This window comes from Clostridium sp. UBA1056 (genome assembly GCA_002316385.1).
Lineage (GTDB): Bacteria > Bacillota > Clostridia > Clostridiales > Clostridiaceae > Clostridium_J.
In genome coordinates this window covers 126,473-137,279 of sequence record DCDL01000024.1, presented here as the reverse complement: position 1 = coordinate 137,279, position 10,807 = coordinate 126,473, and the positions used below count along the sequence as shown (strand labels likewise).

Annotated in this window: 9 protein-coding genes; all 9 read right to left on the bottom strand. The window is 29.6% G+C overall.

Annotation, left to right across the window (positions count from 1 at the left end; all coding sequences use genetic code 11):
* Positions 1-40: 40 nt before the first annotated feature.
* The 9 genes from miaB to B3W71_RS07650 all read right to left on the bottom strand — a co-directional run bounded on the left by miaB (position 41) and on the right by B3W71_RS07650 (position 10,800).
* The gene (gene miaB, locus B3W71_RS07690) at positions 41-1,402 is read right to left on the bottom strand and encodes a tRNA (N6-isopentenyl adenosine(37)-C2)-methylthiotransferase MiaB (RefSeq protein WP_346888354.1); all 1,362 of its coding nucleotides are present in this window, start codon (positions 1,400-1,402) and stop codon (positions 41-43) included.
* 467 nt (positions 1,403-1,869) lie between these two features.
* Entirely contained in the window at positions 1,870-2,070 is a 201-nt protein-coding gene (locus tag B3W71_RS07685; protein WP_346888353.1) for a hypothetical protein, read from the bottom strand.
* Positions 2,071-2,265: 195 nt separating this feature from the next.
* Positions 2,266-2,388, bottom strand: coding sequence for a hypothetical protein (locus B3W71_RS07680; RefSeq protein WP_346888352.1), 123 nt, complete (start codon positions 2,386-2,388; stop codon positions 2,266-2,268).
* A 1,147-nt stretch (positions 2,389-3,535) separates the two neighbouring features.
* Entirely contained in the window at positions 3,536-4,069 is a 534-nt protein-coding gene (locus B3W71_RS07675) for a hypothetical protein (RefSeq protein WP_346888351.1), read from the bottom strand.
* A 29-nt stretch (positions 4,070-4,098) separates the two neighbouring features.
* Positions 4,099-5,019 carry a DUF6731 family protein gene (locus B3W71_RS07670; protein WP_346888350.1) on the bottom strand — a complete coding sequence of 307 codons (921 nt, stop codon included), beginning with the start codon at positions 5,017-5,019 and terminating at the stop codon, positions 4,099-4,101.
* A gap of 249 nt (positions 5,020-5,268) precedes the next feature.
* Positions 5,269-6,168 carry a peptidoglycan recognition protein family protein gene (locus B3W71_RS07665; RefSeq protein ID WP_346888349.1) on the bottom strand — a complete coding sequence of 300 codons (900 nt, stop codon included), beginning with the start codon at positions 6,166-6,168 and terminating at the stop codon, positions 5,269-5,271.
* 2 nt (positions 6,169-6,170) lie between these two features.
* On the bottom strand, positions 6,171-6,422 hold the full coding sequence (locus B3W71_RS07660) for a phage holin family protein (RefSeq protein ID WP_346888348.1): 252 nt from the start codon (positions 6,420-6,422) through the stop codon (positions 6,171-6,173).
* 14 nt (positions 6,423-6,436) lie between these two features.
* Positions 6,437-6,670 (bottom strand): hemolysin XhlA family protein, encoded by a 234-nt coding sequence (locus tag B3W71_RS07655; RefSeq protein WP_346888347.1) that lies wholly within the window; start codon positions 6,668-6,670, stop codon positions 6,437-6,439.
* A 38-nt stretch (positions 6,671-6,708) separates the two neighbouring features.
* Positions 6,709-10,800, bottom strand: a complete 4,092-nt coding sequence (locus tag B3W71_RS07650) for a hypothetical protein (protein WP_346888346.1) — start codon at positions 10,798-10,800, stop codon at positions 6,709-6,711.
* Between the last annotated feature and the right edge of the window lie 7 nt (positions 10,801-10,807).

The window sequence follows — 10,807 nt, the reverse complement described above, 5'->3', positions numbered from 1 at the left end:
CCTTCATAATTATTTGATAAAAAAAGCGACAAAGTCGCTTTTATACTTCTTCTCCTACAAGTGAGAAGGAATTTGCTTTTGTAATTTTAACATTTACTAGCTTACCTATATTTTCTTTATTCCCAGTAAAGTTAACTAGCTTACTAGTTCTTGTTCTACCTGTTAGTTTTGTGTCATCACTCTTACTTTCACCTTCTACAAGAACTTCTACTACTTTTCCTTCATAAAACTTATTCTTCTTAGCAGAAATTTCATTTATTGCTTCAACCAGTCTGTTAAATCTTTCCTTTTTGACTTTTTCATCAATTTGATCAAACATTAAATCTGCAGGAGTACCACTTCTCTTAGAATATAAGAAGGTAAAGGCAGAATCATATTCTACTTCTTTTACTAAACTTAAAGTATCTTCAAAATCTTCCTCAGTTTCTCCAGGGAATCCTACAATTATATCTGTTGTTAAAGCTACATTAGGAATTCTTTCCTTAATTTTCTTAATTGATTCCAGGTATTGATCTCTAGTATAGTGTCTATTCATCTTTTTTAATACTCTTGAGGATCCAGATTGCACTGGAAGATGAATAGATTCACATAACTTATCTCCAGCTGCAATTACATCAATTACTTCATCACTTAAGTCCTTTGGATGGGAAGTCATAAATCTAACTCTTTCAATTCCTTCTATCCTATTTATTCTTCTTAGAAGTTCTGCAAAGTTAATGTTTTCTTCTAACCCCTTACCATAGGAATTTACATTTTGACCAAGAAGAGTGATTTCTTTATAGCCTTCTTTAATCATACCCTCTATTTCTTTTATTATTTCCTCAGAATTTCTACTTCTTTCACGCCCTCTTACATGCGGAACTATGCAATAAGTACAGAAGTTATTACAGCCATACATTATTGTAACAAAACCTTTTATAGTACTTGCTCTATCTATAGGAGCTCCCTCTATTATATCCGCTTCTTTATCCCAAATTTCTATTATAGGCCTTTCTCCGCCTAAAACTCGTCCAAGATATTCAGTAAATTTATATGCGTTATGAGTTCCTATAATTATATCTGTATAAGGGAATTTATTTATTATTTTATCTGCCATACCTTCTTGTTGCATCATGCATCCTGTAATAGCGATAACCTTATTAGGATTTTCTTTTTTTAACTTCTTTAAAGCTCCAAGATTTCCATCTACCTTTTGTTCAGCATTTTCTCTAACACAACAAGTATTAAATATTATTATATCTGCTTCTTCTTTGGAGTTAGTTCTAATGTGTCCTAATGGTTTTAATCCACCAGATAATTTTTCAGAGTCTTCCTCATTCATCTGACAACCCCATGTACAAATCCAGAAGGTTTTAGGTTTCTTTAGTTCATCTATATTATCATTTACTTTATCATCATTCATATTCTATTTCCTCCAATTATAGTTATTAAATTTCTATAGTATTATAGCATATAGAATACAGAAAAAGAAAGACTAAGGATTATTCCTCAGTCTTTTTCTCTTCTTCAGAAATAATTTTTAATAATAACTTATAAAATTCTTTTTCGTTATCATTCATATCTTTAGTCCTCCCCCAATGTAGATACCTATGTATTCCAACTTTTGCACTAATCAATTAATTACGCAAATATTGTTCCTATTTCTATTTCGGTATAATAGATTTATTATTTTCCCTAAATATCAATTTAATACCACATTACTATATAAATATACATTTTATATAATATAAGTATATAATTTATATCATATAAGTATACAATTTATATTCCATAAAGGTGAAATAAATAACTCTTCGTAAAATCTATCTAGTCTTTTCTATTTATACACTTGTTATATTTATTGCCCATATTGATAAATTAAAAAAGAGCCTAGATTAACTCTAGGCTCTTTAATAGTTCTCTTCTTTCAGCTGTTAGCTTTTCTATTTCTTCTAGGTCTTCTAATGTAGCTTTATTTCTTATAAAACTCTTAGCACTAGATCGGCTTTTTAAATAAGAGGAATATTCTTTATTATTTTCAGCCCACTTCTTATTTGCCTTCGTTTGTGCTTCACTTGTCTTTTTATCCATATTCATTGCTCCTTATCTCATTATTAATAATATAAGAGTTACTATGCTTATACCTAATGCCAATAAGCTTATAGCTAAAGTTACCTTTTCTATTTTTTTCATTTTTTATTTACCTCCTTAACTAATATGATATAATATAGTTAAGAAGAAGATTTAAGGAACGGAAGGGCTGTTAACCCTTCCTTGATTTACTTGTTAAGTACAAGTATCAGATTTATTATAGCTGTTATCATCGCCGCAATCGCTGTTACTAGCTGTTACTAGCTGTATTAAATCTTTAGTCTCTATCCCTTTTTTCTTCTTCTTTTTATTTGCCACTTTTATCACCTCCCTACAATTATATTATATTATACTACACGTACTATATGATTGTCAACCTTTTATATGCTTTTTTTCTATAAATATCAAAATAAATGTTTAAAATATTATATTTTTGTCTATAATCTAGTTACACTAATTCTCCAAATATGTGTTACAAAAGAAAAAAGGCTAGTAGGGATTCTACTTCCTTCTAGCCACTATGTTTACTCAATATTTTAACAATTAGTATAATGATATTATGTTAATTAAATATGGGAGGTGTTTCTTAATGGAAGCAATTAATATATTTATTATGCTGCTTATTCTATACAGAGCTGTAGGTAAGTAGTGTTCAATCTATCTCATTTTTGATAGTTCCGCAGTAAACTTTGTATATTGCGGGCCATGGTAATATAAAGCAGACCATGGTTGAAAATTAATAATAAATATATTAAAACTCTCTATGTGAAACAGGTAAAAAGCTAGTAAGGATTTTATTCCCTACTAGCTTTTATAATTTCTGAATATTTATATTGAAAGTTGAAAATACTAACTTCGTAATAAAATATATGGTTACTGGAATACCTAATTTTATTATTTAATTAACTGTTCCTTCCAATAGTAAATGCTAATGTAACATTTAACTTATTAATTTACATCCTCTTAAATCAAAATATAAAGAGTAGTAACTTCAATTGAAAGATTACTACTCTTTATGTTATATTAGTATTTTTGTATTTATTACTAATATCATATAATTATATACGTATCTTATATGATATTACCATAAATTAATATTCACTCTTAGTCTTTCATTATATACTGGCAAAAGAAAAAGAGTATCAAATAGTCTTATATAGTTGATGCTCTTTTTGATTAGTAGCTATCTAACAGCTCAATTTTTTACAAATCACCAGGAATGTAATTGATTCACTATAGTTTGTTTCTATATTATCAATATATTAGACTTTACTAAATATGTTCTACATTCTAATGTATAAAATATAATTTTAGCATCACAATATAAACGTGTCATATAACCCCTTATTAATTGAGTTTATAAACAAAATAAGAGCTAGTAAGGATTTATTCCCTACTAGCTTTTTGAATTATTTAACGTTTTTATTAAAAATAACAGCGTAATTACTTTCAATGTATTATATAGTTAATTATCTTTATTCTTAAAATAAGACCTTTCTACACTTTTATATTTTTCTGGATAAAATGTTTCTTGTAACAATTCATTTATTAAAGCTACAAGCATGCAACTATCCTTCAAAAATAAATTCAATAAATTAATTAAAAGATATAATAAAAATACTCTAATATAAGTTATTCCAAAATCTAATTTTAAATAAAGTACTGAACTAACTAATATTGTCAATACGCCACTACATATAGATACTTTTATAGAACTAATTACTAAATTTACTCTATTAAATCTTTTTAGTAATATCATTATTCTTTTATCGCACATAGACAGAAGAAGTGTTCCTATAGTTATAACCATACTAAGCAATATTGACATAACTGTTATAAGCGTTGATAATAAATCATTAAATTCACCAATTATATTTTTACTATTTAAAATATAATCTTTAATAGTATTTATAACATCAGGAGAAGTAAAATATATAATAATAAATACAATAATAAATACAATATTAAATTTCAATATACTTGATAAATATCTTTTCATTATAATCTCCTCCCTTTTTCTTATAAATATTATTCAGTTATATTACATGCAATTTCTTTTATAGTATCATCTAATGAAAAATCAAATTTTGCGTTCATTTGTGTAAGTATTTTATCAAAAGTTTTAGGGTCTTCCTTAGTTACATTTATTTTTATTTCATCATTAACTTTATAATTAATCAAATCAATAACTCGTATGACATCACCATCTACCATCTTTATTTTTAAACTCTTTGTTATATTAAGATGTTGTTTAAAAAATTCTACTATTGACTTTAAAGTTTTCTTTTGAAGGAATTTACTTTGATATCTTCCTACACCTAATTCAATTTTTCCATTAAGCGCATTAAGATTATTCGCCAACTGTGAAATAACCTTTATATCTGATAACTCCTCGCTATCTTGATCATTCAATAACGTTATCATTTTATCTATATCAGTAAAACCAACTATTATACTTTTATAATTTATTAGCATTTCATCTGAAATCTCAGTATACCTTTTAGGATACGTTATCGGTGATAACGTAAATTTCCCTACTTTATTCATATCCATATACTGTCTAAAAAATTCTCCAATACTATTAAATGAAACACTATAAATATTATTTTGCAGCGCTATTATTTTCGTGCCTTCATCATAAATTAAACACACTTCTTCACCAACAAATTCATTAGGATCTAAACTTATAGCTTCGCCTTCATCTTCAAGTTTAGATATAAAGGGTGCATCATTTCTATTTCTAAGAAAACATAAACTCCATCTATGACTATTTTCATCATAGTTTATTCTTTTGAGTTGGACATTTTCTTCTCCTATTTTAAGTATCCTTTCCTCTATATTTATATTTCTGAGTCCATTAAATAATGTTGTTAATTCTAATATTTTAGTTTTTTTATTTTTTTCACACATAGGAAAATAATAATGTATTTTTATATTTTTTGTAGCCACTTCTATTCCTCCATTAATTCTTGCACTCATAACTTTACTAATGTATAATGAAGGTAATAAAGTTACAAATACGTATTCGTTTTAAACCACTGTTGATTTAGCCGTCATAGTGGTTTATTTTTATTTTATCACATATTATCATATTTTGGTATCTTGTACATATTTTCTACATACTCTTTAATTATGGAAATACTTTAATAACATAAAAAAATAAGGGTAGCAAGGAATTAACCTCACTACCCTTAAATCTTATCTCTTAATAATCTCCACTTGTATTTCTTCTATTGCCTGTCCATATAGTCCAGCATAGTCCTCTAAATCTAATACCCATGGCAACCATCTACCATCTACATAGGTTCTATAATTAACACTATATCCTGGTAAATCTACTAGTTCCATTTGTAACCCATCTATATTAGTTCCTAGAATACCAGCATAGTCTTGTCTATCAGTTACCCATGGAAGCCAATTACCCCAAAGAGTATGGACTCTATATTTTATATGTCCTTCGCTAACATTAGCATATACACCCTGTACAGGTTGACTCCATAAACCTGCGTAGTCCTCTAAATTCTTTACATTAGGCAACCATCTACCACCAGTATACACTTGATAGATAACGTCTATGTTTTCTTCAACTATTGGAGCTACAGGATTGTCAGCATTGCTTTCACTTCCAGTTAGTTTATTTTTAAACTCATACCACTTTGACCAGCCATTACTACTCCATGGACTAGGACAAATCTTTCTACTTGCATCATAATGTCTTACTACATTGTCTATAGATACATTATATTTATCCATTAGATACTTAACTAGCTCTAAAGTATTGTTTTCTGTAGCAGCTGATATATCTCTATTAGTGCCACACATCTCTATAGCTATACTATTTTGATTAGTTATGCCATATGCGCCATTACCATCACCACAATTCCAACTAGCGTTAATATCTTCTACAACTTGAACTATGTTATTATCATCAATAAAATAGTGTGCTGAAGCATTTCTATTACCTCCACCAAAATAATTGGCATTGTTTAGAGCTGTGTCATCTGTATTCCCTGTAAAGTGCATTACTATATATTTAATACTATTTCCATTTCTACTTGAAAAATTATAACCTGATATTTTTCTTATTATTGATTTCATTACTATTCCCCCTTAAGTGTTTGCTTAATAAGCTGATTAGAAAGTACTGCTACTCCTGTACAAATAATACCTTGAAGTATAGATGTTGCCGATATACCATTGATAGTTATTGAAAATCCTATTGATACAACTAAAAGTATCCATGGTATAAGATAATCTTTAATTTTCTTTGAGTCTTTTAAAAATACTCCTATAATATAAAGAGCAGCTACTAATATAAGTAACTGCTCTGGTACAAAGTTTATTAGATCCATAATATACACCTTCCTTATTTGAAAATATTGTTTTGAACTGCATAAAAAAAGAACCCTAGCAAACCACTTGCCATAAGTCCTATTAACCAATTTATACTCTTTGTTTGTGCCCCTAATTTCTCACATAGATTATCCATTCTAACATCCGTAGTAGCTCTACCTCTTTCAAGTTCGTCTATACGTTCACCATGGTTATTAAGTCTTTCATCGTGTACCTTAAGTTGATGTTCTACTAATTCATTATTCATTTTACACCTTCCTTATTATTAATAAATATAAAAAGCACCTAATTTATAAGTGCTTCTAACTTCTCTATTCTTTTTTGTTGATCCTGGCATACTTTCCATAAAACACTACACATACTATACTGGTCAATCCCATCGGTATTGTAAGGATTTAATATACTTTGTGCATCTTCTGTAAGTTCATCTAGTACAAGTCCTATTTTAGTATCTGCCTCTATGCCATGCCCGTTTGCATCTATTACCGTAGGAATTTTATCTACAAACTCTACTTCTGTTTTTAGATTATATTTTTTAATCTCGCTATTCATTAGTATATCCAAGAAGTTTATATCGTTAGGCTCCGTTATATTAGTTTTAAACTCTGCTTTTGAACTAACTACAAAGGCACTTGCTTGCAATCTGCTATAAGCATTATCAAAGGAATTTCTTGCCTGGATGTCTCCACCACCACCATTGAGCAACTTTAGAATCCCTGTATCCCTATTGCCTAGCAATTTAAAATGTTTTTCTGGCGTATACACAAAAGAAGTTTTATTTTCGTTATTATAGAAATCCATACCCCAAGGGGCAACACTAGCATAATTGTTATTATCGTACTGTAGCCTAAGGATTCCGTTCCTATTATCTATTCTACTCGAACCTATAGATGGGTTAAGTCTAAGGACTCCATCTGAACAACTTAAACTACCTTCCATAATAAGATTCCCACTAGCATCTGCTTTTAACACAGATGCGCCAGCTCTATTTTTAATATTTATTGCTCCGTTATATATAGTAACTCCGCCAGAATCTATACTAGTGTTTCCTTCATAGATTTCGTTTGGGTGTGGACTCCACGGGACAGCAATTGAACCCTCTGTGAGTGATATCCAATTTATCTTACTTGCTCCGGTCCTATCTCCACTTTGTGGGTAATGATATGCAGCAAATGCAAGCCCATTTATGTCTATTCCATTTGGGACAGTAAATGTAATACTTCTTGTTGTGTCTGTTGTTTCTTTTATTGCTATTCCTTGTGAAAAAGTCCAATTGGTATTATAAATAAAACCCATAAGATACTTTCCACCAGCGCCATTAACAACTCTTCCATTTATAGTAAATGTAAATTTCTTGCCAGCTATAAAACCATCTTTATCTACACTTCTTATACCAAAGCCATAAGCATTAGATGTCTCATTTATCTTAGAGTTATAAAATTTATTAACTCCACCACTTGAACTAAAATCTAACCTCAATTGATTTTCTGTTAAGGCCATATTAGCTTTTGTAGAGTAAGTTACTTCTGCATCTGCTTTACTTATAAATGTTTTACTTACAGTAGAAATAATAGCACTATCTGTTATCTTTTGTTCTGCATTAGCAATTCTAGTAGTTAAATTAGTTACTTTTCCATCTACTGTATTTAATTGTGATTTAGTACTATAAGTTGAACTCACAGCAGTTTTAAACCCATTAAGATTTTGTTCTAAAGATGCCTGCTTACTTTCAACTGTGGTAACTTTTCCTTCTACTGCATTTGCTTTACTATCATCAGTATATTTAGAAGCCCTTTCCCAATCTGCAGCTACATAAGCTCCACTTACTCTTGCAACTTTGCATTTCATAATGTCACCAGATGGTCCACTAGTCCAAATATCTCCCACTTTATATGGAGTAGTTGGAGTGGCTGTGAATACTTTAGCTTTACTATCTGCTAAGTTATTAGCATTAGTTATATTGGTGCCTAGCGTGGTTATAGAAGTTTTATGACTTGCTACTGTAGAACTTACCCCATCCAAATCCCTTTCAACTTTATTGACTCTTGTATCTACTCCAGTTATCTGTCCTGAGAGAGCATCTATAGTACTTGTATGTTTGCCTATTGTACTATTAATACTATCTACAGTAGCCACAGTAGAGTTATAAGAATCCTTAAGTTGTATAGTCTTGCCATCTTTAACTATTGTAGTGTTCGAGATAAGAGTATCTATTTTACCCTGTTGGATATTTAATGCAGTTGTATTACTTTCTATTTTTTGTTCTGCATCCTCTGGAGCAGGAGTCCAATCCGTTGCTTTATTACCAGTCTCAATTTTGGGGAATTCTATAATTCTTCTATCTCCATTACATAAATTAGAATACAAACCCATTCCTGAAAAGCTTTTTATTGGTTTATCTGCTATTTTGAAAGTTCCTGATTTTCTACCTTTAAACGTAACGCCCTCTGAAACCTTATGCCATACTCCATAATAACCATTAGTTCCATCTTCATAGGATATAGAAAATTCACAACCTAATCTATCCTGAGAACCCTTAGAAATATTTGCACAGTCTATATCTATTGAAATAGTTATTGTTTTCCCCCTTAAAAACTGTGGATCACTAAAAACCCAATTACAGGGTACAGCACCTGTTGTACTCCCTTTTACTTTTGCTGTGTCCCTTAATAAATTCCTACCACCAATCTCCATGTTATCCATGTTACTTTTTAAACTGTTAAAAGATACTTCTAAAGATTGTCCAGTTAAATCTATTGCAACTTTACTAGCTTTAATTAACTGTGTATTGGTATCCTTATTAAGTCCTGTTATTAAACTAGAATAATTAATCTGCTTTTCTCCAATAGCATCTGCTGCAACCATATTCTCTTTTATTAAATCATTAGCTATAGCCTTCTCTTTTATTCCGTAACCATCTATTAATGTAGTTGTTCCATCTGCTGCTCTAAGAATGAAATTAAAATTACCTTGAGTATCTTGTCCTAGTTGTAGCCTTATTTTGTTGCTCTTATCCTTAAACTGCATCGTTGGGCCTACTATGCTTAATCCTCCATCTGCACTAGATAAAGTAATTTTATTTGTATCTATACTTCCTGCCTTAATTTTAGATGTACTTATGTTTTCTATCATTGTATCTTTTATAATAGCATTATCTATAACAACATTTTTAGAAGTAAGATGTATTGTTTGTGTAGATCCAGCACTAATATTCCCAGCTAATAAATTGTTTATATTTGCAGCTTCCACCTCTAATATATGAATTTTTGCAGTTTCAGCCTTTAAATTAACTATATCTGCATCATTTATATGTGCATAGTCAACAAAAGCCTTATTAACTAAAGCCAAATCTGTTACTACTCTATTTACTTTATTAGCTGTACTTCCACTACTAGAAAAGCTATTTTTATTCTTAGATTCTCCTTTTGCTGCTATTTCACTTGTAAGACCACCAGTATAAGTTAGTTTTTGGCTTAGTATAGGTAACTTTCTTACTACCCCTTTTTTATCTGTACAGGTTATAATATCCCCTACATCTAAACTTAAGTCTCCTTGCCACTTCATGCTATAGCCTAAATATTCGAATCCGTTTAATCTATTATAAATATCTTGCAAAATACTATCTGTTACCCAAGGATTTTCAAATAATAACTCCATTGAGTCAGTACCTAGAGAACCTTTAGAGATAGTTTCTTTCTCTTTTATTTGGCAAGTAACTTTCCCTATTTTATATTTAACTTCTTCTCTTTTATAATCAAAATAATTATCTGCAGTAATAGAATAGTTAATGTCTTTTGGATAAACTATAGTAAACTTTCCATCTCTAGTTATAACAGCATTTCCACCACATACAGAAGCTACATAAGATAACATTTCCCTACACGTAAAGCCTTCCAATTTCTTAACCGTATAAGATGGAAGGCTTCCAGTAAATTGTACTCCTGTTTTACTAGCTAACTCATTTACTACTTGTTGTAATGTAGATGTATCCCCTAAACTAGAAAAATAAGCAGTTTCAAATTTTATCATATTATCAAATGCAGTAAATTTAGTTGTATAGTCAGTCTTTTCTATATCATCTATATTAAATAGTCCAATTAATATATATTCTATTGTATTGCCTATTTTTAAACCTATTTCAACCTTAATTTGATTAGTAGAGTAAATAGTATCTCCGTTATTTAATAGTGTTAAATCAAGTGTAGTAGATACTGTATTACCTATACTAAACCCCTCTTGTGGTTGTATATTCCCCTCTATAATAATATCTACTATATCCTCATTTTTAAATATTCTATCGCCTATTGTTATCCTGCATTCAAAGGATCTACTAGGCTTTTTTATTTCTGTTTTATATTGTGTACTTGTATTATACATAGTCTTA

Excerpts from the sequence above, each read along its gene's own strand:
- miaB (WP_346888354.1), bottom strand. The coding sequence starts at position 1,402 with ATGAATGATGATAAAGTAAATGATAATATAGATGAACTAAAGAAACCT.
- B3W71_RS07660 (WP_346888348.1), bottom strand. The coding sequence starts at position 6,422 with ATGGATCTAATAAACTTTGTACCAGAGCAGTTACTTATATTAGTAGCT.
- B3W71_RS07650 (WP_346888346.1), bottom strand. The coding sequence starts at position 10,800 with ATGTATAATACAAGTACACAATATAAAACAGAAATAAAAAAGCCTAGT.
- B3W71_RS07665 (WP_346888349.1), bottom strand. The coding sequence starts at position 6,168 with ATGAAATCAATAATAAGAAAAATATCAGGTTATAATTTTTCAAGTAGA.
- B3W71_RS07675 (WP_346888351.1), bottom strand. The coding sequence starts at position 4,069 with ATGAAAAGATATTTATCAAGTATATTGAAATTTAATATTGTATTTATT.
- B3W71_RS07685 (WP_346888353.1), bottom strand. The coding sequence starts at position 2,070 with ATGGATAAAAAGACAAGTGAAGCACAAACGAAGGCAAATAAGAAGTGG.
- B3W71_RS07655 (WP_346888347.1), bottom strand. The coding sequence starts at position 6,670 with ATGAATAATGAATTAGTAGAACATCAACTTAAGGTACACGATGAAAGA.